The organism is Grylomicrobium aquisgranense (assembly GCF_033971865.1).
GTDB lineage: Bacteria > Bacillota_I > Bacilli_A > Erysipelotrichales > Erysipelotrichaceae > Bulleidia > Bulleidia massiliensis.
The window spans coordinates 61,010-87,973 of the sequence record NZ_JALBUR010000005.1; the positions used below are offsets into that span (position 1 = coordinate 61,010).

Genomic DNA, 26,964 nt, shown 5'->3' on the forward strand with positions numbered 1-26,964 from the left:
AAGACGATGGAAACCCATCGTCTTTTACAAACGCTTAAGATTGATGATCAGTTCTGATCGTTAACCTTCTTGACCAGCTTCTCATAACGAATCTGAGCGTCATGCTTTGTCTTGGCAAAAGCAGCTTCAGCAGCTTCCTGGCCTCTCAGCTTCGGCAGGTTGAAGTAACGAGCCTCACTCATCAGGAAGTCATGGAACTTATCCCAGTTCGGCTCCTTGGAGTCAAGCTGCAGCGGCTTTTCAAGTCTAGGATCATAGCGGTACAGAGCGACATAGCCGCAATCTACAGCATCCTTTTCAACCTGAGGCATATGGCCAAGGCCGCCCTTGATACCCTGCTCAATGCACGGGCAGTAAGCAATGATCAGAGAAGGTCCATTATAGGATTCAGCTTCCTTGAAGGCCTTGATGCACTGTGCCTGATTAGCACCCATAGCAACGGATGCAACATAGACATGACCATATTCCATGATGATCTGGCCCAGATCCTTCTTAGCCATCTTCTTGCCGCCTGCTGCAAACTTCGCAATAGATGCAGCCTGAGAAGACTTGGAGGACTGTCCACCAGTGTTGGAGTAAACCTCAGTATCCAGAACAAGGACATTGACATTCAGATCGTTGGCCATGACATGATCAAGTCCACCGTAACCGATATCGTATGCCCAGCCATCGCCGCCGACGATCCAGACAGACTTGGAAACAAGATCTCTCTTCATCTCAAGCAGAGCCTTGACATCCTGGTTAGCAGAAGCTTCCACATTCTTCACCAGAGAATCAACAACAGCTCTCTGCTTGTCACGGTCATCACCAGCAGCCATGTAAGCGTCAAAGTCAGCCTTCAGAGCAGGTTCAACCTTATCCAGGTTGTCTTCCATGATCTTCAGGATCTTGGCAGATCTGTAGGACTGTGCAACAGCCATACCGAAGCCATACTCAGCGTTATCCTCGAACAGGGAGTTAGCCCATGCAACACCATTGCCATCGTTATCAACAACGAACGGTGTAGAAGGAGTAGCGGAGCAGTAAATCATAGAGCAGCCTGTTGCATTGGCAACCAGCATATCCTTGCCAAACAGCTGGGAAGCGAGTCTGTAGTACGGAGCCTCGCCGCAGCCAGGGCAGGAACCGGAAACCTCGAAGTAAGGCATCATCAGAGATACACCTGTTACAGTGTTCGGGTTGCCATACTGAGGCTTGTATTCTGTCTCCTTGTACAGGTAGTCAGAAACAGGCTCTTCACCCTCAGCCTCAACAATGTCAACAGCAGACAGAGCCTTGGTCGGGCAGACATTGATACATACGCCGCAGCCTACGCAGTTCATCGGAGAAACTTCGATTCTGTATACCAGGCCGTCAGCCTTAGCGTTCTTGTAAGCAGCACTCGGCTCCTTTGTATCAAACTTGAAGCCGCACTTCTCAGAGATTTCAGCAGCCTTGGCAGCCTCATCCTTTGTCAGCAGGAACGGACGGATTGTTGCATGCGGGCAGGAGAATGCACACTGACCGCACTCGATGCACTTCTGTGCATCCCATACCGGAACCATTGCTGCAATGTTTCTCTTCTCACGGAAGGCAACATTTTCAGGGATGGAACCATCGATGACATCCGGCTTTGTGAATTCAGATACCGGCATATCATAGCCGCCCAGAGCGTTGATGACCTGAACATTTGTATCGAAATGCTCATCGCCAGTCAGCTCAAACAGCTGCTTCTTGACAGGCAGATTGCTCCACTCAGGCTTAACCTCGACTTCAACCAGTCCGGAAGCACCCTTATCAATAGCTGCACAGTTGTTGTTAACAACATCCTGGCCCTTCTTTGCATATGTCTTGCGGGCAGAATCCTTCATGAGCTCGAGAGACTTGCTGAACGGCATGATCTGCTCATTGAGCTTGAAGAATGCAGACTGCAGGATTGTGTTGGTATGACGGCCCATATGAGTCTCCATAGCCAGCTTGTTAGCATTGATGATGTAGAACTTGGCATGATGATCAGCCAGACCCTTCAGCATTCTGTTAGGCAGTCTGTCTTCAACCTCGCTGGCATCCATTGTTGTATTCAGCAGGAATGTGCCGCCATCCTTCAGATCACGGACCATATCAAACTTGAATGCATAGGATTCCAGAGAGCAGGAAATGAAGTCTGCCTTATCAATGTAGTACGGAGAATGAATCGGGCTCTTGCCAAAACGCAGATGAGATCTTGTAACACCGCCGGACTTCTTGGAGTCGTATGCGAAGTATGCCTGAGAATACAGATCTGTGTTGTTGCCAATGATCTTAACGGTAGACTTGTTAGCACCGACAGTACCATCAGAACCAAGACCATAGAACAGGCAGGATGTATAATCTGCATCAACATGGATGTCAACCGGATCCAGGGACAGATGTGTGACATCATCGACGATACCGATTGTGAACTCTTCCTTCGGATCATCCTTCTTGAGTTCCTCATAAACAGCGTTGATATCAGACGGGTTGGTATCCTTGGAGGACAGACCATAACGGCCGCCGATCAGCTTGATGTCCTTGTGATTGCGCAGAGCATACTCAACATCCAGGAACAGCGGCTCACGTGTGCCGACTTCCTTGGCTCTGTCAAGAACAGCAATCTTCTTAACTGTCTTAGGCAGAACAGCTTCCAGATACTTCTGGGAGAACGGACGATACAGATAAACCTTGATCAGGCCGACCTTCTCGCCTCTCTTGACCAGAGTATTGATTGTCTCTGTGATTGTATCTGTCACAGAACCCATAGCAACGATGACTCTCTCAGCATCCGGAGCACCAACATATGTGAACGGTGCATAGTTGCGGCCTGTATGCTCACTGACAGCCTTGAAGTACTTGGCAGCGATATCAGCCACAGCATCATAATGCAGATTCTGAGCTTCGGCAGCTTGGAAGTAGATATCATCATTCTGAGAACCGCCTCTTGTCACTGCATTTCCATGCGGATTCAGAGCATGAGCGCGGAATGCTTCCAGCTTGTCCTTCGGCAGCAGACTCTTCAGGAAGTCATAGTCCATGACTTCGATCTTGTCGATTTCATGAGAAGTACGGAAACCATCGAAGAAGTGCATCACCGGAACAGAACCATCAATTGCGATCAGGTGGGCAACGCCAGCCAGATCCATGCAGTCCTGAACGGAATGAGAGCACATCATGACGACACCTGTCTGACGGCAGGCATAAACATCCTGGTGATCACCGAAGATAGACAGAGTATGTGTAGCAAGAGATCTTGCAGCAACATGAATGACTGCCGGCAGCATTTCACCCTTCCACTTGTACAGGTTCGGGATCATCAGCAGCAGACCCTGCGAAGCAGTAAATGTTGCAGCCAGAGCACCAGCCTGCAGAGCACCATGAACAGCACCAGCGGCGCCGCCCTCAGCCTGCATTTCAACAACCTTTACCTTGTCTCCGAAAATGTTCTTCTTGCCGGCTGTAGCCCAGTCGTCAATGTGTTCCGCCATCGGAGATGATGGTGTAATCGGATAGATACCAGCTACTTCTGTAAACGCATATGCGCTGTAAGCGGTAGCAGTATTGCCATCCATAGCTTCGAAAACCTTTTTGTTTTCTGTACTCATATATCCTCCTAAACTCTAAGTCATTATACTCCATGCTTTTTTGCATTTCCACTTTCCAAAAATCTATATTTGGTAATATTTTTGCAAAAAATACGAGTTCAAGGAGAAAATGAAAGCGCTTGTCTGCTTACATGTAAATGCATTCAATTTTCATTTGCTATATTGCCATTGAATAACTGCATAAGACAGGCATTTCTCATGCTTTTCTGCCAATTCTGGTATTATTTCGCCAGTATCGGCAAAGCCTTCAAAAAAGCGGCATTTCTGCCGCTTATTTCTTGGACTTGGATTTTCCGGAAGGACCAGCCGCTGCATTCATTGCCCGCATGACCTGATTGATCTGCGCTTCGGTTGGCTTTCTTCCCATCTGCATGTACATTGCCCGGATCATCTTTTCATTGATCGGAGGATTGTCACGCAGCTGTTTTTCAAACGATCTCTTCGTGAAGTAAAAAGAAATCGCTGCACCGACGATACCGCCGGCCAGAAACCACAACAAACTTGACCAGAATACTGACATATTTGACACCACCTTACTTTTGCAATCAATATACCTGCTCATTTTACCTGCTGTACGTCTTCTTTGCAAGCTGTCTCAGCGTGCAGACAGATACAGCAGCCCGCCGTCAAACATATAGTTCAGACTCCCGTCTGCTTCGATCAATCTGGGCAGATACTGGGCCGGAATATACGTGGACAGCTGCTGTTTCAAAGCAGACAGATCACTGATCATGCCGGCGGCGATCACCACTGCCTCCGGATCCACGCAGGCAATGACATTCACCAGCATTTCAGACGCAATTTCCAGATTGCCGCTCACGGTTTTTGCCAGGCTCTCCATCTGGCTGCCGCAAAGTACAGTCTTGATGACAAACTGCATTTCACCTGCGATGCTGTGCGTCCCAGCCATCAGATGATCATGGACAATCATGCCGACCCCGGCTGATCTTCCTGCCATCGGCTGGAAATAGAAACAGAAATCATGCAGGGACGGATGGCGGTAATGATAGCCAAGAGCCATGGCATTGGCATCATTGAGAAACAGCACTTCGCACTGATAGCGTGATGAAAACCGGCAGCTGACTTCTTCGTTGTAGATACCAGGCTGCCGGAATGTCAGACGGCCATGATCAATGATGCCGGGCGTTACAACCATGACACGGGCAATATCCGGATGTCTTGTCGTGACAAAATCCAGCATATCCTCAAGATCACGCAGACGGTACAGATCTTTGCGGGTCTGTCCGAAATCAGCCAGCCTGCCTTGCTCATACAGCCGCCAGGCAATTCTTACGGCATGGGATTCAATCAGGACGCAGACACACAGTGCATGATTCAACCCATGCCACTCGTCATTTCCCTGCAGAGCACCCGCATCGGAATGAATGGAAGGCAGTGATGCCTCAATCAGCCGGAACATGCCATTGACATCATATGCTGCAAAAACAGATACCGGAATCGCTGCCACCGGCTTGTCGCCAAAGGCTTCCTGCACCTGCTGCAGACGCCATGAAATCTGCGGTGCCAGCAGAATCACATCTGCGCCTGTCCCCTTTTGAAACAGATGGTCATAGGATACTGCTTCAAATGCATATGGCAGTTCCATCATCCTGGCAGCATCTTTCATTCTGGCTGTGAAGTATGATGTCGTGATGCCGCTGGTACAGCACAGCAGCACATGAATCACCCTTGTTTCAGACTGCTTTTTCAAAGACGCCGTCATCTCATGAAACAGGTCAATCGCATGGGACAGATCGTTGAGTTCAAAATGCAGATAAAACGGCGTGCGTCCTGTCTTTGTGCTGACAATGCGCAGTTCACAGATCTCTGTGCCATTGATTGTATGCATGGTCACAGAGGCACTGGCTTCCTGCGTTTCAAAGAAGATATGGCGGCCTTCTTCATCACTGGCTTCACGGATCGTGTAGGACGGATCCTCCTGTTTCAGCAGATAGCTGCGGAATTGTTCCCCAATTGTTTTTTCCATACCTAAAGTATATAAAAAGCTGTCCCAAACGGGACAGCAAATTTACGATACGGGCTGAAGGGGTGATATGTTCCCTCTTATGTAGAGGTGGGTGTCCTTGGTCATCCATCAGGATCCCCGAACGCATCGGGTATTCAACACAGAACTCTCCAGTCAGAACTCCCTGATATCAAAATGTAGGAAAAATACGAATTCCTCCAGCCAACTTCATTATAGCAGTGTCTTTTTGCAAATGCAGTCTTGACACTCTGAATCTTTAGCCCTCTTTGATTTTGTCAGAGACTTCAATGCCGAGTACTTCCAGCTGGGCCGGATCAACCTGGTTCGGTGATTCACTCATCAGATCCATGGAACTGTTGGTTGTCGGGAATGCGACAACATCACGGATATTGTCAGTGCCTGCCAGTACCATCGTCAGTCTTTCCAGACCAATACCGACACCCCCGTGCGGCGGCGTACCATACTTGAAGGCATCCAGGAAGAAGCCAAACTTCTTTCTTGCCTCTTCCATGCTCAATCCGATCGCTTCAAAGACCTTTTCCTGCAGATCCTGATCGTGGATACGGATCGATCCGGACAGCAGCTCATAGCCATTCAGGACAAGATCATACGCACGGCTGGAAACATGTGCTGGATCAGAGAACAGTTTGTCAACATCCTCTTCCTTCGGGGCTGTGAAAGGATGGTGAGCTGCGACCCAGCGATGCTCTTCTTCACTGTATTCAAACATCGGGAAGTCTGTTACCCACAGGAAACGGTATACCGGTTCTGCTGGAATCAGGCCAAGCTCGTGCGCAAGACGCACACGCAGTGCACCTAATGATGTCTCAGCTGTCAGCGGCTTATCCGCGACAATCAGGACAAGGTCATCTTCCTTAAGATCAAACTTCTTGATTAAAGCCTGCTTTTCCTCGTCAGACAGCGGCTTGACGATCGATCCGCTCAGGCCATCCCTGCCCATCTTGAGATAGGCAAGTGCCTTGGCACCAAAGCCGTGGCGGACAAATTCCTGCAGCTGATCGAGATGCTTGCGGCTGTACTGATCCGCCGCATGTTCAAACTTGATGCCATCAATCTCACCGCCGTCTTTCAGCACATTGGCAAAGACGCCAAAGGATGTATTGGCAAACAGGTCATTGAGGCAGACAATTTCATTGCCAAAGCGCAGATCCGGTTTATCAGAACCAAAGCGGCGCATGCACGCCTGCCACGGGATCCGGATGAAATGATCCTCAAGATCCACATTCTTAACACCCTTGAAGATTCTCTGCATGAGTTCCTCAACCGTCTTGAAGATTGTCTCTTCATCACCGAAGGACATCTCAATATCGATCTGGGTGAATTCCGGCTGACGGTCAGCACGCAGATCCTCATCACGGAAACATCTGGCAATCTGGAAATACTTCTCCATACCGGCAATCATCAGCAGCTGCTTGAAAATCTGCGGAGACTGCGGCAGAGCCCAGAAGTTTCCCTTGTAGATTCTGGACGGCACCAGATAGTCACGGGCACCCTCTGGTGTAGAACGGGCCAGAATTGGTGTTTCCACTTCCACGAAGCCGTTTTCATCCAGATAGTTGCGGGCAATCATGCAGATCTTGTGCCTCAGCATCAGATTCTTCTGCAGAACCGGACGGCGCAGATCCAGATAGCGGTACTTCAGGCGGGTATCCTCATTGGTGCGGGTATCATCACTGATATCAATCGGCAGTGTCTCAGCACTATTGACGATATTGACATCACTGGCAGCCACTTCCACCTCACCAGTTGCCATCTTCGGATTGGCTTCCTGGCGCATCTGTACTTTACCAGTCACCTGCAGAATGTACTCATTACGTACGTCCTTGATCTTTTCACTGATCTTTTCATCAAAGACAATCTGGGCCAGACCGCTGCGGTCACGCAGATCAATAAACACCAGTGAGCCAAAATTGCGGCGTTTGTTGACCCAGCCGATCAGGGTCACTTCACTGCCGGCATTTTCTGCCCGCAGGGTTCCACATCCACATGTTCTCTTCATTCTTACCTTTCGCTTCCTTCCATGTCACGCAGTCTGCTGACAAGTTCTTCCCTCTTCACAGAAATCTGGTCTTTCTCACCACTGCGTTTCAGATTTACCGTACCCTGGCGTACTTCATCCTCGCCAAGGATCACAACATACTTTGCCTGGGCACGGTCAGCACTCTTGAACTGTGCCTTGAGGCTGCGGCCATACAGGCTGCCATCCGCACTGAAACCACTGTGGCGCAGATCGCTCAATACCTGCAGCACCTGATCCTGCACATCGCCCAGACCAAGGACATACACATCACAGCCACGCTCTTTTCCAAAGTCATGGCCTTCTTCCTCAGCCAGAGAGATCAGCCGTTCCAGACCGATCGCAAAGCCGATGCCGCTCATCTGCGGGCCGCCATAGTACTCGACAAAGTGATCATACCGGCCGCCGCCGAAGATGGTTGCCTGGGCACCGGAATCCGGTCTTGTAGACATGACTTCAAAGACGGTATGTGTATAGTAATCCAGGCCTCTGACCAGGCGCTCATCGATCTCATATGGAATGCCAAGGCAGTCCAGTGCCTTCAATACACGCTGGAAATACGCCTTGCTTTCTTCATTAAGGTAGTCAGAAAGCTTTGGTGCATCCTTCATGAATGGTGCATCATGATCCACTTTGCAGTCCAGAATCCGCAGCGGATTCTGTTCCAGACGGCGGTGGCAGTCAGAGCACAGCTCATCCAGATGCGGTGTGAAGTATTCCTTCAGTGCCTTGCGGTATGCAGCCCGGCTTTCATCATCGCCAAGTGTGTTGATGCATACTTTGACAGAGCTGATATCCATGGCTTTAACGATGTCATACCCAAGGGCAATCGTCTCAGCATCAATCTCCGGCGATTTCACACCAATGTTTTCAACGCCGAACTGGTGGAACTGTCTCTGTCTGTTTTTCTGGGGACGTTCATGCCGGAACATCGCGCCCATGTAATAGAACTTGGCCGGCAGTTCCATGGAGCCATACAGCTTGTGCTGGTCAAAGGCACGGATCACACCGGCTGTGCCTTCCGGACGCAGTGTGTAGGAATCACCGCCGACCGAAAAGGTATACATCTCTTTGTTGACCATGTCAGAGCTGTCATTCTCTCTGGAAAACACCGATGTGCTCTCAAAGAATGGCGTCCGGATCTCCCGGTATCTGTACAATTCTGTCTTTTCGCGGATTACACGTTCCACATCATGCCATTTGCCGATCTCATCCGGCAGAATGTCATATGTGCCGCGGGGTGTCTGATATTTCATTTCTCTCCTCCTGATACATAAAAAGCGTCCTGTTCCAAGGACGCTTGATGCGCGGTACCACCTCAGTTCAGGACAAATGCTGTCCTGCGCTCTTGCCTTAACGCGGCATACGTTCCTCCCTACTTGATTCAGAAGGAATTCTCCAGAGTGTCTTTTCTGTTTTCCTGCAGAGGCGTTTTCACCATGCCGCCCTCTCTGGTCTGCCAAACAACAGATTCTTTCTCTTTCAGCGAATTTACGGGGTCATTATAGCAGAAATCACTTCAGTGTGTATGTCTTTCCACCGAAATCACGGATTCAACTTTACGCAGATTGGCAATGACCAGATTGAGCTGATCCAGATCATGGACCTGGATCTGCAGCTTGACGGTAGAAATCAGCGTTTCCCGGTTGACCACCGCATTAATCGAGTTCATGGGCGTCTTGCAGGAAGATACAGCCGTGACAATATCTGTCAAAAGGAAGGAGCGGTCATAGGCCTGAATGAGCAGATCTGAGATATAGGTGCGCTCGGGATCTTTTGCGGCCCACTGGACATCGATCTTGCGTTCCTTCAGATTGGCAATGTTGGGACAGTCAGCCCGATGTACTTTGACACCGGCACCTTTGGTGATATAGCCGATGATCGGATCGCCATAGACCGGCTGACAGCATCCAGCCAGTGACATCTTCATCGACTCAATGCCTGGAATCAAGACACCGGTGCGGCTGGAAGTCTTCTCCCTGGAAGGTTCCCGGTTCATCATGTGGGAGATGGCTTCATCCGTCATCATCGGCCGTTTCTGGTTGGTCAGCTTCTGACAGACATCGGTCACATTGATGGAGTGAACGGCAATGCCATACATCAGGTCCGCATAGTTGGAGACATTGAAGCTCTTGACGATAGCCTCAATCTTCTTGCGGTCCATGTATTCCTTTGTATCAAAACCGCGTTTGCGCAGTTCTTCAGACAGGAGTTTCTCACCATCCGGCACCTTCTCCTGCTTGCGCTCAGTCTCCTTACGGGTCAGATAGGCACGAATCTTGTTTTTCGCCTGATTGGTTTTGACAAACTTCAGCCAGTCCTCACTTGGACCAGTTCCCTTGAGCGTTTTGATCTGGACAACATCACCGGTATGCAGCGGCGTATTCAGCGGCACCATGACATCATTGACGATGGCACCAACGGCTGTATGGCCGACATCTGTGTGAATGCGGTAAGCAAAATCAATCGGGGTTGCCCCATTGGGCAGATCGATGACCCTGCCCTTTGGCGTCATGACATAAACACTGGCTTCAAAGACATCATGCTGAAGAGTTGCCATGTACTCTGAGGCATCCGCATTGCTTTCCTCTTCGGAATATGTCGCAAAGTTCTTGAACCAGGAGAGCTTTTCCTCAATCTCCTTCTGTTCCTTCTTGGCATCGTACTTGGTGCCTTCCTTATAGCGCCAGTGTGCCGCAACACCACGCTCTGCCACTTCATCCATCTCTTCCGTGCGGATCTGCACTTCAAAGATCTTGCCATCATCGCCAATGATGGTTGTGTGCAGAGACTGGTACATGTTGGTCTTCGGAACCGCAATATAATCTTTCAGACGGCCGGGAATCGGCTTGTATTTTGCATGGATGTAGCCAAGAATCTCATAGCAGTTGAGCTCGGTCTTGGTCACGATACGGATTGCCAGCAGATCTAAAATCTCATCGAAGCGCTTGTGCTTCTTAATCATCTTGTTATAGATGGAGTACAGGTGTTTCGAACGGCCGAAAATACGGAATTCCAGGTTCTTTTCCTTCAGCATGGCCGAGATTTCCTCAATCATATGATGGACAGCCTGATCACGCTCTGCCTTCTTCACCTCAACGAGCTTTGCAATTCGGTAGTACTCTTCCCGGTTCAGATAATAGAAAGAAAGATCTTCCAGTTCATTCTTGATGGCACTGATGCCAAGACGGTGGGCAATTGGGGCATAGACATCCAGCGTTTCAGCCGCAATCCGCTTCTGGGCTGCCTCCGGCTGATACTGCAGAGTACGCATATTATGAAGGCGGTCAGCCAGCTTGATAATAATTACCCGGATGTCCTTTGCCATCGCAATAAAGATCTTGCGGTGATTGCTTGCCTGATATTCCGGATCATCCTTTCCCTTGTATTTCAGGGTGCCAACCTTGGTAACAGCTTCCACAAGGTCGGCAATTTCTTCATCAAATTCCTTTGCAAGTTCTTCCTTTGTGACACCGGTATCCTCGATCGTATCGTGCAGAAAGCCGGCAGCGATGGTCTGAGGACCAGCATGCAGTGTCGTCAGAATATAGGCAACGTTAATCAGATGGATAATATACGGCTCGCCGGATTTGCGGAACTGTCCGGCATGATGTTCCGTGGCATAGTTTGCTGCATGCGCAATCAAAGCAAGATCCTGCGGATTGGTAATGTAGGTCTTTGCATTGTTCATGACATCCTCAACACCAACATTCTGATGTTCAGCCATATCGTCCACCTCCCCTTTTTGCAAAAAATCGAAGAGAAGCTCTTCGATTCGTATGATTATTGATCGCTGAGATCCATCAGTCTGAAGACATCGTACTTTTTCAGAGCTTCGTCCTGCTTGATGCCAGTCAGATTGATGACAAAGGCAACTCCGGCAACCACACCGCCAAGCTGCTCGATCATGCGGGCTGTAGCGACGGCTGTACCGCCGGTAGCCAGCAGATCATCCACGATCAGAACTCTCTGCCCCTTCTTGATGGAATCCTTGTGCATGAACAGCTCATTGGATCCATATTCCAGATCATACTTGACAGAGACTGTTTCACGGGGCAGCTTGCCCGGCTTGCGTACCGGTACAAAGCCAATGCCCAGTGCATAGGCAACCGGTGCACCGAAGATGAAGCCTCTGCTCTCCGGCCCTACAACCACATCCGTATGAACAGAGCGGGCAAAGTCAGCCAGACGGTCAATTGCTTCATGGAATGCCTGACCATCCTGTACAAGCGGCGTCACATCACGGAACAGAATTCCCTTGGTTGGGAAATCACGGATGGAAGCGATATAATCTTCCAGATTAAGTGCCATATTTACTTTCCTCCGAATTGAAAAAACACAGATTTATTATACACGATAAAGTTCATTTTGATGCAATCTGCAGACATAGCACCTCATCTTAGAAATTCACCACAAAAAAAGATCAGACAAGAAAAATCCGATCTCTTAAGGAACATATTGGTATCCCGCCAATAATATTGTGCAAACAAGCAAAACAGCAAATGCTTCGAACTACTGAAACCGTCAGAATTTCAAACTTCCTTCGTAAGAATCATGAATATGATTGCAAGGAATATCGAAGCATTTACAATAACAAACAGGATAAAAACAGTCTTTGATTTTAATTTATATCCTGAATAGAGAATAACACTCATGAAAAAGTCCAGAATAAGTGCTGCTGTAAATAATATAAGCTTCATTGTTTATTATGCCATTGACACCCCAAACTTTCCTTCGCTGATCATTTTTTTAACAGTCTGGATGATTTGGGAAAAGGTAAGATGGCTGCCATATGTACTGATCCAGCGTGCTATTTGTGGATATATCGTGGGGTAATATGTCATAAAGAAAATCAAGGCTGCTGTAACCGCACCAGTAACGAATCCATCATTTTCTGTTTCTGTCATTGCACTATCCTGCTGCGGATTTTCTTTTGCCTGAATCTTTGTGGTGCTGATCGATACCAGCATCGTCAATGCAAGAAAGCAAGTAATAATTTTTTTCATCTTCATCTCCTTTTTTTCTTGTGTTTTTCATGTATATTCGGAACGTTTCCTGCTTTGGGAACGGTTTCTGATATCGAGCTTTTTCTTCAATAATCCTCTTCCTCTGGATAAACGACTTTTCACAGCGCTTTCTGACAAATGCAGAGCATTCGCAATTTCCGCGACACTGAAATCCTCATAATAATACAGAGAAATGGCAATACGATATCGGGAAGGCAGCGTCAGGACCTCTTCGGCCAGATTGCATTCCTCTTTGCTTGAAAATTCAAAATACTGCATGTAATCTTCCAGAGACACACGATTCCGGTGCCAGAATGTTTTCACCATGTCTTTTGCCTGATTCATCACGGTTCTTAACAGCCATGCTTTCAAATGTCTCTCATTTTGAAAATCCGTCTGATCTTCCAGGTACTTGATATACGTATTCTGTACTGCATCCTCAGCATCACTGATATGGTGTGTGATACCAAAAGCGGCACGGAATAGATCTTTATGGTATTTCGAAGCCAGCATTTCCAATTTTTCTCTCATTGTTTTACCCGAAGAATTCTTCAATAATAATACGATACAGGAGCACGGATCGTCGCGGGAATTGATCCAAAAAAGAAAAAAGATAAGGCATTGAAGAAAACCTTACCTTGATCATAAAACTTGTTGCAAAGCCAAGACGCAAACACAATAACTGCTTTCGGCGCTGCAGGGACGATTACTTAATCTCCTGCAGCATCATCTGCGCACTGATGTGAGAGCGGAATTCATTGAGTCCGATTGTGCCGATCAGCAGCTGCGGTGCATCCGGATACTCTTTATTCATATCAAATGAGATGGCATCATAACCTTCCATCTGATTGGCAAGATGGTAGCGGACAACCTTGGGTCTGTGCATGACATTGACAACCTGCGGGTTTCGGATGGCAAACAGTGGATCCTTGAGCTGCTTTGGCCATGGGAACAGCCGTTCCTGGTCCTGAATGGCAGAAATCTCGATATCCTGACTGTTGACAATGATGGCATCCTGGATTGGCTCATGATAGACAAAGTGAGAGGCTGCCATATGATCTTTCAGCTGATGGCAGAAGGCATCATAGTCTTCCTTTGCAATGGAAAGACCGGCTGCCATCGGATGGCCGCCAAAAGCTTTCAGGCAGTCAAACTGAGAAAAGAAATCGTAGATATTGAAGCCTTCCACGCTGCGGGCACTGCCCGTGATCAGATCGTTATGGTCTGCCATGACCAGGGCCGGCTTATGGTATTCATGAGCCAGCCTTCCTGCAACAAGGCCGCTGATTCCTGTTTCAAAGGTGGGATCATAGACCAGCAGGAAATCATCATCCTGCAGGATCGTCTTTGCCTTTGTCAGCATTCTAGCCGAGATGTTCTGTCTGGCCCGGTTGACATCATTGAGCTGTCTGGCATAGTCCGCAATCACTGCCCTGTTTTCACTGAGCAGAAACGGCACTACCGTATTGACATTGGAATCATCATTCATACGGCCGACGGCATTGAGCTTAGGTACAATCTGAAACGCAATGGCGGTTTCATCCACCCTGCCCCTGCCATTGAACAAAGCACAGACAGAGGCTGGAATGCCTTGGGACAGATTGTGAATTCCACGCTTGACGATGCGTCTTGTCTCATGCCATAAGGGCATCACGTCACCAATCGCAGCGACACAGGCAATGCTTGTCAGTCTTTCATCATTGCCAATCAAATTGCGGGAAATTTCCAGGGCTACGCCTGCTCCGGACAGCGTCCTGTACTGCTCTTCCATCAGGGTTGGATGGACAAGGATATCCGCCCCAACCTCTTCAGCAATCGTATGATGATCGGTGATAATGATCTCCATGCCAAGATCATGGGCTGCCTGGATGGCTTCATGTGCCTTGACACCATTATCAACTGTGATAATCAGGGAATAGCCCTTTTGCTTAGCAAGCTGCACGGTATGGGCAGACAGGCCATAGCCTTCCTTGAGACGGTCTGGGATGTAGTAGCCGTTGGTGATGCCAAGAAGATCCAGTGTCTTTTTCATGATCGTGGTGGCACAGATGCCGTCGGCATCATAATCACCACCGACAAATACCTTTTCATTCTGGTCTTTTGCTTTCAGCAGGCGGTCACATGCGGCTTTGACACATTCTGCCTTTGATGTTGTAAGTGCATCATCTCCAAGCAGATCCTTCATCTGGGCATCATCCAGCTGGCTGTGGGCACAAAGCTTTGCCGCAAGCGGGCCTAAGCCATAGGCACTGGCATAGGCTGAGCCATCTACTGCAACAAGCCGGCAGTTCATTCTCTGCCCGACGCCAGTTTTGCAAAGACGTCTCCCCTTTCTTCAAAATTGCGGAAATGATCATAGGACGAAGCTGCCGGAGAAAGCAGGCAGATATGATGCGGCCGGGTCAGCTTCTTTGCCAGGGCAACTGCCTGTGCCAGATCTTCGGTATCATACAGTCCCTCACGGTTCAGTCCTTTTTCTTTCATTTCCTTATGAACACGTTTACCGGTTGCGTACATGAAAATCACTTTGACATCAGTGCGCTCATGGAGGTAGTCTTCCAGCTCATCATATTCAATGCCGCGGTCATTTCCGCCGATTAATACCGTATCCACATTCTGCAGTGCCTTCAATGCCTGAATAGCCGCAGGTCCGATCGTGCTGATCGAGTCGTTGACATAGCGGATGCCATCAAACTCGCCCAGATCTTCCAGGCGGTGATGCAGCGGCTGAAACTTTGCCATGGCATCCTGCACCATTTCATCTGTAACGCCATACTGTCTTGCCAGATACCATGCCACAGCAAGATTGCGGTAATTGTGTTCTCCGATCAGGGCACATTTTTCAATTGTCAGTGTATGGCCGGGGATGATCAGTGTATGTCCCTTTGCATTGATATCTTTGCCAATCAGTACCGATGTATTGATGCTTTCTTTGATAAAAGCAGTCAGATTCTCATCCATGACGATGATATCGCCTGGTTTCTGATGGCGGAAAATATTGGCTTTGGCAGCACCATAGGCTTCAAAAGTGCCATAGTGATCCAGATGCTCTTCATACAGGTTGAGGAAAGCAGCCATATGCGGTGACTGGCGGCAGTATTCCAGCTGATGACAGCTGAGCTCATAGGCAGCCAGTTCTCCCTGTTCCATGTGGTCAATGGCAGAAAAAGCCGGAATGCCGATATTGCCGACCAGGTTGACTGCCCTCTTCTCTTTGAGTAAGGCATACAGCAGTGATGTTGTTGTACTTTTGCCTTTGGTGCCGGTAATGCCGATCACCTGACTGCGGTAATGCTTTAAAAACAGTTCTGTCTGGCCGGTGAAGTTGTCAGAAGGAATCGATTTGGGGGCAACGATTCCGGGTGACTTCATGACAAGATCAAACTTTGTAAAGTCTGTCTCATCATCATAGACGGCTTTGACATGCGGGTTTTCTGCCATGATCTTTTTCAGATCTGCTTTTCTGCTTTCGGCAATGACAATATCCTGATCCGGCAGTAAACGACGGATGAAAGCAAGCGTAGAGCGGCCTTCCATGCCAAAACCCCAGATCACGATCTTCTTATTTTCAAATTCAGTCTTCCAGTTTTCCAGACTCATCTGACATCTCCTTCAGTTTTGTTTTCACAATTGCGGCAAAATGCTCTGGCAGTAAATTCTGCTCGTTATAGCTGTGCCAGTCAACACTTCTGCTCTGATAGAAATGATAGTACGGTGTCTTTGTATAGAAGTCATATAATGCCGGCAGCTGTTTTCCGTTTCTGCTGTATCTGCGGATGCCCATGGCAACGGCAATGTTTACCTCATCACGGGTACCAACACACTCAAACGGCTTATTATCCTGCATGCCGGTCAACTCCTCAAACAGTTCCTTCATTTCCGGATCTGCCAGCATATTTCTGCCAAAGATGGAAACAACTTCTTCCTCATCCAGGAAGGCAGTCATCATGATGCATACAAACAGACACTTGGCACAGTGCCCGCACCACTTTTCTTCTTTCTGGCCGACATTACAGGAACGAAAAACGGAATGATATGGCTTCAATGTTGCAAAGATGCCGGCAATCTGCAGTTCTGACAGCGGTCTTAACATGGAGAAGTAATGGATATCTGCCGGCAGATACTTCTTTACATAGGCATTAAAATCCTGCTCGAATTCAAATGTCTTGGAATACTGGTGGTTGACTTTGGAACCTTTAACGGTGCTCTCATTGGCACTGCTCTCATTGGAAAGCACAATGTATTTCTTGTGCCAGACAGCCGCAGTCAGGTACCCGGCGAAAGCCGCCATGGCAGAGAACGGTGTATGGCCGTTGAGATAGCCCTGCTTGTTTAAAGCAAGCATCGCTGGATCCAGGGTTCTTGTCGGATTGATCAATCTTTCACCGGTATAGCCTGCTGCCTGAGCAGAGTGGATGGCACTCATGACTCTATTGATGACAAAGGCATGGTTGTGCGCTTTCTCTTCTTTTAACAGATCCATCGTTACAAAGGAATCCTTGCCGCCGCCGACAGCAATCAGATTGCCAGTGGTCTGTTTTTGCGCAGTGATGGCAGGCAGCACTTCCTTACCGCCGGCAAGATCCATGAAATCATCTTCATTTGTCTGAATGCCGTTTTTATAGAAGAACTCACCAAGGCCATTGAAGTACAGTTTCTTCCACCATCTGACCTGATCTTCGTCTAGGGCACAGCACACATGCACATGCGGCGGGCAGGAGATTTTCCAATAGCTGATCAATTCCACCATGCCGAGTGAAAATGCACAGCCGCGGATGAGGGGATCATGAGCAATCGATTCCGCATCCGGTTTTGCAAGTGTAAAGGTTGGATGGAAATGGGATAGATTGTTGATCTCAAAATCGTATGTCACCCTCAGTTGCTTTTCATCTTCTTCGATGGAAAAGCTGTGATAGTAAAAGTCTGTATATTTCTGTCTCAGTTCTTCGTATTGCATGAAGTATGTCCTTTCCGTTTTGTGAGAAAAAGCGGCTCTGCTGAGCCGCTTTTATTTTATGCGTTTATGCCTTTGAATGTATACTCATCCAGCTCTTCTTTGTATTCCTTCTTCTTTTTTGCCTTCTTATGACGGCCTCCGAACTTAATATAGAAGTGCTTCCAGACCGCAGGTGCAATGAAGATTGAAGAGAATGTACCGGCAATCAGACCAACCAGCATGGCAAACATGAAGGTGAAGATGGACTTTGCACCAAAGCCGATGATCACGACAACCGGAATGATGGTTGTAATGGAACCATACAGAGACATCTTGATTGTTTCGCTTTCAGACTCATTGACAATCTTTGTCAGCGTATCCTGATCCGGCTTTGTCTTGAGATCACGCACATGTTCACGGATCCGGTCGAAGACGATGATGGAGTTATTGATGGAATAACCGATGATGGTCAGCAGCACAGAAATGACTTCTGTATTGACTTCCATGCGGAAGACGGCAAATACTGCCAGCACCATGCATACATCGTGCATCAGGGCAATGATACAGCCCAGCGCGTATTCCCATTCATAGCGGATGGTGATGTATGCCATCATGGCAATCCATGCGACCACAGTCAGAATAACAGCATTGCGTACAAGTTCTCTGCCGACGACCGGCGTGACGACATTGTCGCCCGGTTCCTGGCCGAATTCATCTGCCAGATTCTCTTTCAGGGTGATCAGTTCATCAGAAGCAATGGACTGCTTGGTTGTGGCATAGACGGTTGTATCACCTGCTGCCTGATAGCTGAAGTCCGTATAGCCAAGCTTTTCCATAGCACTGGAAACTTCATCGACAGTGATCGGATTGTCACTCGTAACGGTCAGCTTTGTTCCGGAAGAGAAGTCAATACCGAGGTTCATGAAGCCATCACCTTTTGCCGTATGGCCAATGCCGAAGCACAGACCGATCAGCAGCAGCACAATCGCTGTGCGGATGATATACTTGCCTTTGCCGACATAATCGAATTTCTTAACACCTGTATAGAACTGTTTTTCACCCTTGGAGACATCGGGGATCTGGTTCTTTTTGACATGGAACCATTCCGGATGGCCATCTGCGATACCGCTCTTTGATACGGAATCCAGCAGCCACTTGGAGAAGCCGACGTTTATCGCCAGGGTCATGATGACGGTAATAATCAGCATTGTTGCAAATCCCTTAACGGCACCATTGCCCCAGATATACATGATCAATGCAGAGATCAGCGTTGTGAACTGAGAGTCAAAGATGGCACTGAAGGAAAGCTGCTGGCCTCTGGCAATCGAGTTGCGGATACTGTGTCCTTTATACAGTTCCTGACGAATGCGTTCATAGTTGATGATATTGACATCGACGGTCATACCAACACCAAGCACCAGTGCACCGATGCCGGAAAGTGTGAAGGTTGCCCCCATCAGCGCATAAATACCGAATACTGCCCAGATATAGAGCACCAGCATGATGCTGGAAAGAATACCAGGCAGACGGTAAGCGATGATCATGAACAGCATGACCAGGGCAATGCCAACGGCTCCGGCAATAGCTGTGACATGCAGAGCATCTTCTCCGTATTGTGCAGAGACAACATTGGAAGATATTTCTGTCAGCTTGACTGGCAGAGAACCGGAGTTGATCAGGTTGGCCAGTGTCTTAGCCTGTGTTTCAGTGAAATTGCCGGAAATGATGCAGTCACCGCTGATGGATGAAGAAACAGTGGCAGCACTGATATACTTCGGCTCTTCCCCTTTGGCTTCCTTGGCAGCTTCGGTCTTGTAGGAATCACCATCTTCATAATCCAGCCAGATGACCAGAATATTTTCACCGCTGCTCTTGGCTGCAATCGTGCTTGTAATCTCAGCAAACTTACTTGTGTCCGCAATCTTGAGGGATACAACCGGCTTGCCATCCTGATAGCCAAGCGATGCACCGCCCTGGGTCAGAATGCTGGCATCTGCCAGTTCATTGTCATCCACATCGCGGAATGTCAGATTGGCAGTTGTACCCAGCATCTCACGGGCACTTTCCTGATCCGTTACGCCTGCCAGCTGTACACGGATGCGGTCATTGCCTTCAACCGTAATGGAAGGTTCTGATACGCCAAGTACATTGACACGCTTGGAGATGCTGTTGACAACCGCATTCATATCAACCGTATCGCCATCATTCAGAGGGTCGACCTGATACAGGATTTCAAAACCTCCTTTCAGATCAAGGCCAAGATTCAGATGACTCTTGATCAGACTGAAGGTAGAGGCAACCAGCACCCCCAGAAGAACAATCACCACGACGATGGCCGCCAGTGGCCCTTTTCTTACCTTTTTAGTCTTTTCCATTGGTTTATTTCAATCCTCCTATCAAATCTGCAAAGTCAGCAAGATTTCCGCTTGCCCCCTGCGTTACAGCCTGCTTAGACATAAAACGAACCAGATCATTGGCTGTTACATGAAGTACATCGTCAGCCGCTTCATGCAGTGTATGCGGACAGTCTCTCTTCCAGAGAAAATCATTGAGGTAGTCCTCAAGGTCTGTATAAGTAAGGCTGGAAAGACTGGTCCGCTGCAGCTGCTGAATATGCACAACCATCAGCATCTGCACCGATGTATTATGCACATCAAAAGTCTCCTGATGCATGAACTTTCCTCCCGACGATTACAGTATTATACCAAAACATGGCAAACAGATGAAACCAGAATCGTATACAGGTACAAAAAAAGAAAAAACAGGTCTGTCAGCCAGGCCTGTTCAGCAATCATATTTCTCAATTATCTTTCTTTCTCGGCAACCAGCATCAGCCATGGATCTGCTTCATGACGGTATGCCTTGACTCTGGAAAAGCCGGCATCATACAACAGGGGACGCAGGCTGCTCTCATCAAATCCAGGTCCTTTGTCATCCGCATTGATGATGGCAAAACAGCCGCCCGTAACAAGTTCTGCATAGATATCCAGGACACTGTCATTCAGGTTTTTCCAGGAAGAGATGGAATCAAAGGCAACGATCAGATCAAATGTATCATCCGGGAATGGCAGATGGCATGCCTCGCCTTCCATGACAATACACCTGCCCTGCTTGATGGCATCCGCATTGCTGCGGGCAGCCATGGTAACAGTCTGCGATGTGTGATCAATGGCAATGGCACGGCTTGCAGGCCATTCTTTCATCATCGCCTGCAGCGAAGCACCGGCACCCAGTCCGATTTCCAGCAGATTTTTCGGCTCTCTTCTGGAAAGCAGTGACAGGCTCCATTTCCGCAATTGTTTCTGTGAGGCATCCTGCAGATACAAAGATATTGTGCCTGGCCTGCCATCACGTTTCTCCGTCAGCTTTTTTACTTTTCCAAACAACATGGAACTTCTCCTTCCAATGCACGAGAAAAGTGTAGCGATTCAAACTGTGCAATGCAAGAACATCCCATGGATTCTGTTATATCAATGCAGGGCAATGAACAATCCAAGTGCTGCAAAGCAGGCTTCAATGAGCCAGAACATATGGACAACTGAATTTTCAGGCATGCCCTTGATCCGGAAGGCAAAATGGATCGGTGTATAGACGAAGACTTTCTTGTGGCGTGTTTTGACTGATGTGATCTGAATGATGACACTGAGTGTATCCATGACAAAGATGCCGGCGATGACAATAAACGCCACTTCGATCTTCATGGTCATCGCCATAGCTGCCATGATGCCGCCCAAAGCCAGGGAGCCGGTATCTCCCATAAAGACTCTTGCAGGTTTTTTGTTGTAATACAGATACCCGCACAGGGCGCCAAGCAGTGAGCAGATCAAAACTGACAGGCCGATTCTGTGTTGAACAAGGGCAACCACCAGGAATGCGCATAATGCAATGATGGAGCAGCCTGCAGCGAGGCCATCCATGCCGTCGGTCAGGTTGACTGCATTTGAGCTGCCGGTAAACATCAGCAGAATCAGAATGAAATATCCCCAGCCCAGATACCATACATGATGTGTGAACGGCCAGATGATTTCCAGTCTTGCATGGGAGCGGTACAGCAGATAGAACGCAATAGCCAGCACCAGCTGCATCAGCAGCTTCTGCCACGGCTTCAAACCGTCGTTGTTCTTTTTCACAGCAATCAGGAAATCATCGATGAAGCCGATCAGTCCATAGCCGGCAAAGGCAAGAATGGCAATCCATGTGTCCATGTCTTTCAATGCCTGTCCTGAAGAAAGCAATGTCATGACAATCGGTACAACAATGAACAGAATGCCTCCCATGATTGGTGTGCCAGCCTTGGCCTGATCTTCCTTTGTGCTGTATTGGGATATACTCTGCCTGATACTTTGTTTCTTCATAAAATCGATAAACCATGGCATCAGGATCAGCACGGCAATCAGGCTGATCAAATAGCACAATATCAGTTTCATCATGATGAAATCTCCTTTTTCACAATGCTTTTGTTCTTTTTATTATATGGGCCGCCCTATCCGAAGACAACCTGGATTTCGGTCCCCTTACTGACGGTTGTACCAGCCGGCACCGACTGTGAGGTAACAACCCCATCACCACTCAGCTGGAAGCCAAAGCCGGTTACTGCCCACAAGGCAGCCACATCCTTTCTTGTCCATCCGGTCAGATCTGGCATGGTAAAGCTCTGCGTATCGGTCAGCAGGAATACCCGCTGGCCGGTATCAACACTGCTGGCGGCACTTGGATATTGGTCAATGACCGTATCGCCGCTGCCAAGCACAATGGTATCCACGCCAAGAGATGACAGTGCATTGTCTGCATAATCCAGAGAATGATTGATCAGCGATGGCATACTGCTGGTAACAATCTGATCACTGCTGGCCACAGCAGCAGATGTACTCTCCTGGGTGGTATCACTGCTGTCACTGTTATCTGACAGTCCATATACCTGGGCAACCTTGCGTTCCAGATTTGTCACAGCTTCGGTCTTGGTACCGATCGTCTGGAAATCCATCGCAAAGGCATAGTAGATGATGTACTTGGGATTGTCAGCCGGCAGGCCAAGCATGATGGAAGAAATCACATAGTCGGTATCGTAGGAATTGTTCTTTGCAACTTCGGTTGTACCGGTTTTGCCAATGACCTTGCATTCCGGGATCTGATAGTAATAACCCGTACCGCCTTCTTCGTTGACGACCTTATAGAGGATACTTCTGACTTTGGCAGCCGTATCGGCAGTAATCGGTGTGCCGGCCACGGTTGTTTCTCCTTGATACAGGACCTTGCTTGCATCATAGGGATCACGGATCGAGTCAATGAAGTATGGCTTCTTCATAGTGCCATCGGTCATAATCGCACTGTAGGCCTGTAACAGCTGCAGCATGGTCACGGTAGAACCCTGTCCGAATGACAGGTTGATCTTGTCCGCCGGCCACGTGAAGTTCAGAGTTCCGGAGACTTCCGGAATGCCATCTGTATTCACGTTATCAAAGAAACCGAAGTTCTTGAGGTACTGCAGATGTATTTCCGGTGTAATGTACTCATTCTGAATAGTTGCCGCAACTGTGTTCAATGAATATTTCAGGCCGTCATCCAGTGTTGGATTGGAGTAGCTTTCATCATGATAGTTCATGACGCAGCTATATCCTGCGGCTTTGGCACTGGCTTCATCATAGGTGCGCACCGGATCATTGTTCTCATTGGAGACATAGCAGTACTTATAACCCTCGGCAGTATTGTCACTGTTGTAGGTACCTTCATTAACGGCGGCTGCCCATGTGAATGTCTTTAAAGTAGAACCCGGTTCATAGGCAACCTGGGAACCGTAGTTCTGATATTCGGTGATATCCAGTGTATTGGGATCAAATTCCGGATACTGCCCCCACGCCACGATACGGCCGGTATCTGCTTCCATGACCGCACCCCAGATCTGATCCGGATTGAATTCACTCTTGGTGATCTGGAAGGATTGTTCCAAGGTCTGCTGGATATCTGCATCAAGTGTCAGCGTGACATTATCACCATTGGTTGCGGAAACAATGCTTTCTTTCATGCCCGGCAGAACATAGCCATACTGGTCAGTCTGATAGGTGCGGGATCCATCATGGCCGGCGAGGTAAGAATTGAGAATCTGCTCAAAACCCATCTTGCCGCTGTAGGTGCCGTCATCATCCTGAGTGACATAGCCGATGATATATGGTGCAAACGCCCCCATCGGATAAACACGCTGGATGGAGTCGGTAAATTCAATGCCGGGAAGATTCAATGCTTCAATAGCATCCTTTGTATCCTTGGACAGGTTTCTGCCATCATTGCCAAGTTCTGTCTGATAGACACCATCCTGGCTCAGATACCCCAGTACCTTGTCATAATCCATGCCAAGAATTTCAGAGAGCTGCTTTGCCGTGCCCTCTTTGTCTTTGACATAGGCGGGATGATCCTCGTCTGTGGATGGACGGGATGAGTCAAGAATACAGACGATGTTGTAGGTATGGTTGTCTTCTGCCAGCGTAACACCGTCCTTGTCATAGATATCGCCGCGGGTGGCCATTACGGTCTCTGTGACGACGTTGCTTGTATCAGAGTATACAGAAAGGTCGGTGCCGGAACGAAAATGGACTTTGCGCACAGATACCAAAAAAACATCGGAAACAAGCACTGCAAATGCTACCGATGTCACTGCGGCAATATGCCCGATCGTATTGGGGATTCTTCTGTTATGTCTGTTTCTTTTCCTTCTTGCCATGTACAACTAATCTCCAGACGCTGCCTGATCCGTGCTGGCAGAAATGGTAATGACACTGTTGGAATCGCTGGTCATGCCATCGCTGGACGCAATCTGATCGACCCGCTCTTTCTTTTCCAGTGTCTGGATATCTACTGCCACGGCATCATTCTGTGTCTGCAGAACAGCAGTTTCAGAATTCCGCTGCTGGATTCGCGTGCTCAGTTCGTTGTTATATGAACGCAGAAACAGAGAGGAACACAGATATGCAAGACCGGCCGCCACCAATAGTACCATTGAAAAGTTGAACAGGTTCAGCTTTCTTCTGCGTCTTGCGGTTTTTCTTGTCTTTCTGATCTTCTGCATCTCTCAAACACCTCGTATTCTTTCAATCACCCGCAGCTTTGCACTGTGGCTGCGATGATTTTCTGCTAGTTCCTGTTCATCTGCCATCACTGGTTTTTTGTTTACCAGAAGGAAGGAGGCCTGCTCCATTTGATCAGCCTTCAGTGGAATTTTCGGTGCCACAAATGGAGCAGAGGACAAATCTTTAAAGGTCGTTTTCACCAGCCGGTCTTCCAGGGAGTGGAAGGTAATGACAGCGCAGCGGCCATGCAGGTCCAGCAGACCGCATGCTTCGCGCAGGCCCCTTTCCAGGGAATCCAGTTCGTCATTGACTTCAATCCGCAGCGCCTGGAATGTCTGCTTGGCGGGATGGCCCTTCTTGTGCAGTTCTTTTTCAGGAAGTGCACTGCGGATGACATCCACCAGCTGGAAGGTTGTATCAATCGGGCCTTCCTGCCGGCGATGCTCAATCGCACGGGCAATCTGTACGGCATACCGATCCTCGCCATATTCACGCAGAATACGGACAAGATCCTGGTATGGATATGTGTTGACAACCTGCCATGCATCTTTGGACTGTTCCTGGTCCATCCGCATATCCAGCCTTGCATCATAGCGGTAGCTGAATCCACGCTTGGGATCATCGAACTGCGGTGAGCTGACACCAAGATCCATCATGACCCCGTCCACATGTTCAACGCCATATCTGGAAAGTTCTTCCTGCATATAGCGGAAATCATTGTGGATGAATGTCACTTTATCCAGAGAATCTTTCAGGTTTTCTCTGGATTCAGCAATGGCCTGCTCATCCTTGTCAAATGCATACAGGTGTCCGGTTGTCAGTTTTGAGATCAGAAGACCGGCATGGCCGCCCCTTCCCAATGTACCGTCAACATAGATGCCATCTGGTTTCACATTGAGAAGATCAACGGTCTCATGAAGAAGTACGGATACGTGTTTCATGCGTCTTTCTCCAGGAACTGGGTCAGTTCTTCGGCATCTTCCTCGAAGGAAGCGGATGCCTCAGCATTCTGCTTGTCCCAGTTTTCTTCAGACCAGATCTCAAAGTAGTCTGAAACGCCAACGATGACGCAGGCCTTTTCAATGCCTGCACCGTCGATCAGATACTGCGGCAGCTGCAGTCTTCCCTGACTGTCAAGACTGCCTTCAATCGCCTGGGAGGTAATACTCCGGATGTAGCGGCGGGCTTTCAGGTTTGTCCGGGGAAGCTTTGAAAGCTGGGCGATCTGATCGTCCCAGCTTTCCTGCGTATAAACCGCCAGACAGCCATCTAATCCCTTCGTAACATAAAAAGTGTCGCTTAGTGAATCCCTGAACTTTGCGGGAATAATCAATCTGTTTTTGGCATCGAGACAGTGCCTGTATTCACCGAGGAACGATGCCTTTCTCCCCACTTTCATCCACTTCGCTCCACTTTCTGACACCAGTATACCACTTTTACCCTTTGCAACAAGACAGACAGGGAAATTTCACACTGTTTTGACTGAAAATTGTCAATACATCTGCTCAGGAAAGAAAAAAAGCGCGCCCTGTACAGAGCGCAAAAAAAGGAAGATTGCTCTTCCTGTTTTCAGAATGATTTACTCAGCAGCAGAAGCTGTCTCTTCATCCTTGCCAACCTTGCCGCAGGACGGGCAGGCATGATGAGGACGCTTCATGGCACCGCATACCGGGCACTTTACCAGTGTCGGTCTGTTCAGTACATAGTGAGTTCTTCTCTTATTTTTTCTTGTCTTGGAATTTCTTCTCTGCTGTACAGCCATCGTCCGTTACCTCCTGTTTATTCACTCTTGAATTCTTTCAGTTTGGCCAGACGCGGATCGATCCGATTCTTCCGGCTTTCCTGATACTCGGCTTCCGAGATTACCCGCCAGCCATCACCAGATGGGTAGGCATCCTCTTCCACTTCCGTCACAGAAATCGGCACTTCCAGCATGATTGCATCAATCACTGCCGGAAGAAGATCTATGACTTCATCCGTAACGACCCGGACATCTTCTTCATCAGTCTCCTCGAAGGAGTAGACTTCATGACTGTCTGTCTCCAGGGGAACCGCAATCTGTGCACCGGTAATGGCATCCGGCAGAAGCATTTCGCCAGTCAGATGAATATCGCATTCAAACAATCCTGTTTCATCATCCAGCCAGCCAGTCCCGCCAATGTGAACATTGCGGACGGCATTGATCAGCTTGTTCTCAGCAAATGCAGAATCATCTATTTCTACATCTTCATCAAACGAAACAGGACTATCATTCCGTTCCAGTTCTTCCCTTGTCCACTTCACGGCAGTTCTCCTCTATCGTTAACGCTCATCCATTATAGCAAAGCGTTTTTCAATGTC

Annotated in this window: 22 protein-coding genes and 1 other annotated feature; all 22 genes read right to left on the bottom strand. The window is 48.4% G+C overall.

From position 1 onward, the window contains the following. Positions 1–47 precede the first annotated feature (47 nt). Positions 48–3,596, bottom strand: coding sequence for a pyruvate:ferredoxin (flavodoxin) oxidoreductase (gene nifJ, locus MOZ60_RS03430; RefSeq protein ID WP_370595649.1), 3,549 nt, complete (start codon positions 3,594–3,596; stop codon positions 48–50). A 271-nt stretch (positions 3,597–3,867) separates the two neighbouring features. Continuing rightward, positions 3,868–4,116 carry a YneF family protein gene (locus MOZ60_RS03435; protein ID WP_108774477.1) on the bottom strand — a complete coding sequence of 83 codons (249 nt, stop codon included), beginning with the start codon at positions 4,114–4,116 and terminating at the stop codon, positions 3,868–3,870. Positions 4,117–4,191: 75 nt separating this feature from the next. After that, positions 4,192–5,583, bottom strand: a complete 1,392-nt coding sequence (locus MOZ60_RS03440; RefSeq protein WP_370595650.1) for an ROK family protein — start codon at positions 5,581–5,583, stop codon at positions 4,192–4,194. A gap of 256 nt (positions 5,584–5,839) precedes the next feature. Beyond that, positions 5,840–7,603 carry an aspartate--tRNA ligase gene (gene aspS / locus MOZ60_RS03445; protein ID WP_370595651.1) on the bottom strand — a complete coding sequence of 588 codons (1,764 nt, stop codon included), beginning with the start codon at positions 7,601–7,603 and terminating at the stop codon, positions 5,840–5,842. Positions 7,604–7,605: 2 nt separating this feature from the next. Continuing rightward, on the bottom strand, positions 7,606–8,877 hold the full coding sequence (gene hisS / locus MOZ60_RS03450) for a histidine--tRNA ligase (RefSeq protein WP_370595652.1): 1,272 nt from the start codon (positions 8,875–8,877) through the stop codon (positions 7,606–7,608). A gap of 33 nt (positions 8,878–8,910) precedes the next feature. Then, positions 8,911–9,116 (bottom strand) — a binding site (T-box leader). Between the two features lie 24 nt (positions 9,117–9,140). Next, positions 9,141–11,348, bottom strand: coding sequence for a RelA/SpoT family protein (locus MOZ60_RS03455; protein WP_277644656.1), 2,208 nt, complete (start codon positions 11,346–11,348; stop codon positions 9,141–9,143). A gap of 56 nt (positions 11,349–11,404) precedes the next feature. Continuing rightward, positions 11,405–11,932, bottom strand: a complete 528-nt coding sequence (locus MOZ60_RS03460; RefSeq protein WP_370595653.1) for an adenine phosphoribosyltransferase — start codon at positions 11,930–11,932, stop codon at positions 11,405–11,407. A gap of 395 nt (positions 11,933–12,327) precedes the next feature. After that, complete coding sequence (locus tag MOZ60_RS03465) at positions 12,328–12,627, bottom strand: hypothetical protein (RefSeq protein WP_108774079.1); 300 nt, start codon at positions 12,625–12,627, stop codon at positions 12,328–12,330. A 27-nt stretch (positions 12,628–12,654) separates the two neighbouring features. After that, positions 12,655–13,158, bottom strand: a complete 504-nt coding sequence (locus tag MOZ60_RS03470; protein WP_277007876.1) for an RNA polymerase sigma factor — start codon at positions 13,156–13,158, stop codon at positions 12,655–12,657. 175 nt (positions 13,159–13,333) lie between these two features. Further along, the gene (locus MOZ60_RS03475; protein WP_370595654.1) at positions 13,334–14,920 is read right to left on the bottom strand and encodes a single-stranded-DNA-specific exonuclease RecJ; all 1,587 of its coding nucleotides are present in this window, start codon (positions 14,918–14,920) and stop codon (positions 13,334–13,336) included. Next, positions 14,917–16,227: a UDP-N-acetylmuramoyl-L-alanine--D-glutamate ligase gene (gene murD, locus MOZ60_RS03480; protein ID WP_370595655.1), complete on the bottom strand. Its 1,311-nt coding sequence runs from the start codon at positions 16,225–16,227 to the stop codon at positions 14,917–14,919. Before murD ends, MOZ60_RS03475 begins: the two co-directional genes overlap by 4 nt. After that, positions 16,202–17,584 carry a MurL-like N-terminal domain-containing gene (locus tag MOZ60_RS03485; RefSeq protein WP_370595656.1) on the bottom strand — a complete coding sequence of 461 codons (1,383 nt, stop codon included), beginning with the start codon at positions 17,582–17,584 and terminating at the stop codon, positions 16,202–16,204. Before MOZ60_RS03485 ends, murD begins: the two co-directional genes overlap by 26 nt. A gap of 56 nt (positions 17,585–17,640) precedes the next feature. Beyond that, positions 17,641–19,938, bottom strand: a complete 2,298-nt coding sequence (gene secD, locus MOZ60_RS03490; protein WP_370595657.1) for a protein translocase subunit SecD — start codon at positions 19,936–19,938, stop codon at positions 17,641–17,643. 4 nt (positions 19,939–19,942) lie between these two features. Next, positions 19,943–20,236 carry a post-transcriptional regulator gene (locus tag MOZ60_RS03495; RefSeq protein ID WP_108774085.1) on the bottom strand — a complete coding sequence of 98 codons (294 nt, stop codon included), beginning with the start codon at positions 20,234–20,236 and terminating at the stop codon, positions 19,943–19,945. Between the two features lie 131 nt (positions 20,237–20,367). Beyond that, positions 20,368–20,952 carry a class I SAM-dependent methyltransferase gene (locus MOZ60_RS03500; RefSeq protein WP_277652856.1) on the bottom strand — a complete coding sequence of 195 codons (585 nt, stop codon included), beginning with the start codon at positions 20,950–20,952 and terminating at the stop codon, positions 20,368–20,370. An 81-nt stretch (positions 20,953–21,033) separates the two neighbouring features. Further along, entirely contained in the window at positions 21,034–21,993 is a 960-nt protein-coding gene (gene mraY / locus MOZ60_RS03505) for a phospho-N-acetylmuramoyl-pentapeptide-transferase (protein ID WP_277010157.1), read from the bottom strand. A gap of 53 nt (positions 21,994–22,046) precedes the next feature. Continuing rightward, entirely contained in the window at positions 22,047–24,278 is a 2,232-nt protein-coding gene (locus tag MOZ60_RS03510) for a penicillin-binding protein (protein ID WP_370595658.1), read from the bottom strand. Positions 24,279–24,284: 6 nt separating this feature from the next. Continuing rightward, complete coding sequence (locus MOZ60_RS03515) at positions 24,285–24,623, bottom strand: hypothetical protein (RefSeq protein ID WP_108774089.1); 339 nt, start codon at positions 24,621–24,623, stop codon at positions 24,285–24,287. A 3-nt stretch (positions 24,624–24,626) separates the two neighbouring features. After that, positions 24,627–25,565, bottom strand: coding sequence for a 16S rRNA (cytosine(1402)-N(4))-methyltransferase RsmH (rsmH, locus tag MOZ60_RS03520; protein WP_370595659.1), 939 nt, complete (start codon positions 25,563–25,565; stop codon positions 24,627–24,629). Continuing rightward, complete coding sequence (gene mraZ, locus MOZ60_RS03525; RefSeq protein ID WP_108774091.1) at positions 25,562–26,023, bottom strand: division/cell wall cluster transcriptional repressor MraZ; 462 nt, start codon at positions 26,021–26,023, stop codon at positions 25,562–25,564. Before mraZ ends, rsmH begins: the two co-directional genes overlap by 4 nt. 180 nt (positions 26,024–26,203) lie before the next feature. Continuing rightward, a complete protein-coding gene (rpmF, locus tag MOZ60_RS03530; RefSeq protein ID WP_108774092.1) occupies positions 26,204–26,386 on the bottom strand; it encodes a 50S ribosomal protein L32 in 183 nt (60 codons plus the stop codon). 17 nt (positions 26,387–26,403) lie between these two features. Further along, positions 26,404–26,907 carry a YceD family protein gene (locus MOZ60_RS03535; protein WP_108774093.1) on the bottom strand — a complete coding sequence of 168 codons (504 nt, stop codon included), beginning with the start codon at positions 26,905–26,907 and terminating at the stop codon, positions 26,404–26,406. Positions 26,908–26,964 lie beyond the last annotated feature (57 nt).

Bases quoted from the DNA above. Each gene is read 5' to 3' on its own strand.
- nifJ (WP_370595649.1), bottom strand. From the start codon at position 3,596: ATGAGTACAGAAAACAAAAAGGTTTTCGAAGCTATGGATGGCAATACT.
- MOZ60_RS03435 (WP_108774477.1), bottom strand. From the start codon at position 4,116: ATGTCAGTATTCTGGTCAAGTTTGTTGTGGTTTCTGGCCGGCGGTATC.
- MOZ60_RS03440 (WP_370595650.1), bottom strand. From the start codon at position 5,583: ATGGAAAAAACAATTGGGGAACAATTCCGCAGCTATCTGCTGAAACAG.
- aspS (WP_370595651.1), bottom strand. From the start codon at position 7,603: ATGAAGAGAACATGTGGATGTGGAACCCTGCGGGCAGAAAATGCCGGC.
- hisS (WP_370595652.1), bottom strand. From the start codon at position 8,877: ATGAAATATCAGACACCCCGCGGCACATATGACATTCTGCCGGATGAG.
- MOZ60_RS03455 (WP_277644656.1), bottom strand. From the start codon at position 11,348: ATGGCTGAACATCAGAATGTTGGTGTTGAGGATGTCATGAACAATGCA.
- MOZ60_RS03460 (WP_370595653.1), bottom strand. From the start codon at position 11,932: ATGGCACTTAATCTGGAAGATTATATCGCTTCCATCCGTGATTTCCCA.
- MOZ60_RS03465 (WP_108774079.1), bottom strand. From the start codon at position 12,627: ATGAAAAAAATTATTACTTGCTTTCTTGCATTGACGATGCTGGTATCG.
- MOZ60_RS03470 (WP_277007876.1), bottom strand. From the start codon at position 13,158: ATGAGAGAAAAATTGGAAATGCTGGCTTCGAAATACCATAAAGATCTA.
- MOZ60_RS03475 (WP_370595654.1), bottom strand. From the start codon at position 14,920: ATGAACTGCCGGCTTGTTGCAGTAGATGGCTCAGCCTATGCCAGTGCC.
- murD (WP_370595655.1), bottom strand. From the start codon at position 16,227: ATGAGTCTGGAAAACTGGAAGACTGAATTTGAAAATAAGAAGATCGTG.
- MOZ60_RS03485 (WP_370595656.1), bottom strand. From the start codon at position 17,584: ATGCAATACGAAGAACTGAGACAGAAATATACAGACTTTTACTATCAC.
- secD (WP_370595657.1), bottom strand. From the start codon at position 19,938: ATGGAAAAGACTAAAAAGGTAAGAAAAGGGCCACTGGCGGCCATCGTC.
- MOZ60_RS03495 (WP_108774085.1), bottom strand. From the start codon at position 20,236: ATGCATCAGGAGACTTTTGATGTGCATAATACATCGGTGCAGATGCTG.
- MOZ60_RS03500 (WP_277652856.1), bottom strand. From the start codon at position 20,952: ATGTTGTTTGGAAAAGTAAAAAAGCTGACGGAGAAACGTGATGGCAGG.
- mraY (WP_277010157.1), bottom strand. From the start codon at position 21,993: ATGATGAAACTGATATTGTGCTATTTGATCAGCCTGATTGCCGTGCTG.
- MOZ60_RS03510 (WP_370595658.1), bottom strand. From the start codon at position 24,278: ATGGCAAGAAGGAAAAGAAACAGACATAACAGAAGAATCCCCAATACG.
- MOZ60_RS03515 (WP_108774089.1), bottom strand. From the start codon at position 24,623: ATGCAGAAGATCAGAAAGACAAGAAAAACCGCAAGACGCAGAAGAAAG.
- rsmH (WP_370595659.1), bottom strand. From the start codon at position 25,565: ATGAAACACGTATCCGTACTTCTTCATGAGACCGTTGATCTTCTCAAT.
- mraZ (WP_108774091.1), bottom strand. From the start codon at position 26,023: ATGAAAGTGGGGAGAAAGGCATCGTTCCTCGGTGAATACAGGCACTGT.
- rpmF (WP_108774092.1), bottom strand. From the start codon at position 26,386: ATGGCTGTACAGCAGAGAAGAAATTCCAAGACAAGAAAAAATAAGAGA.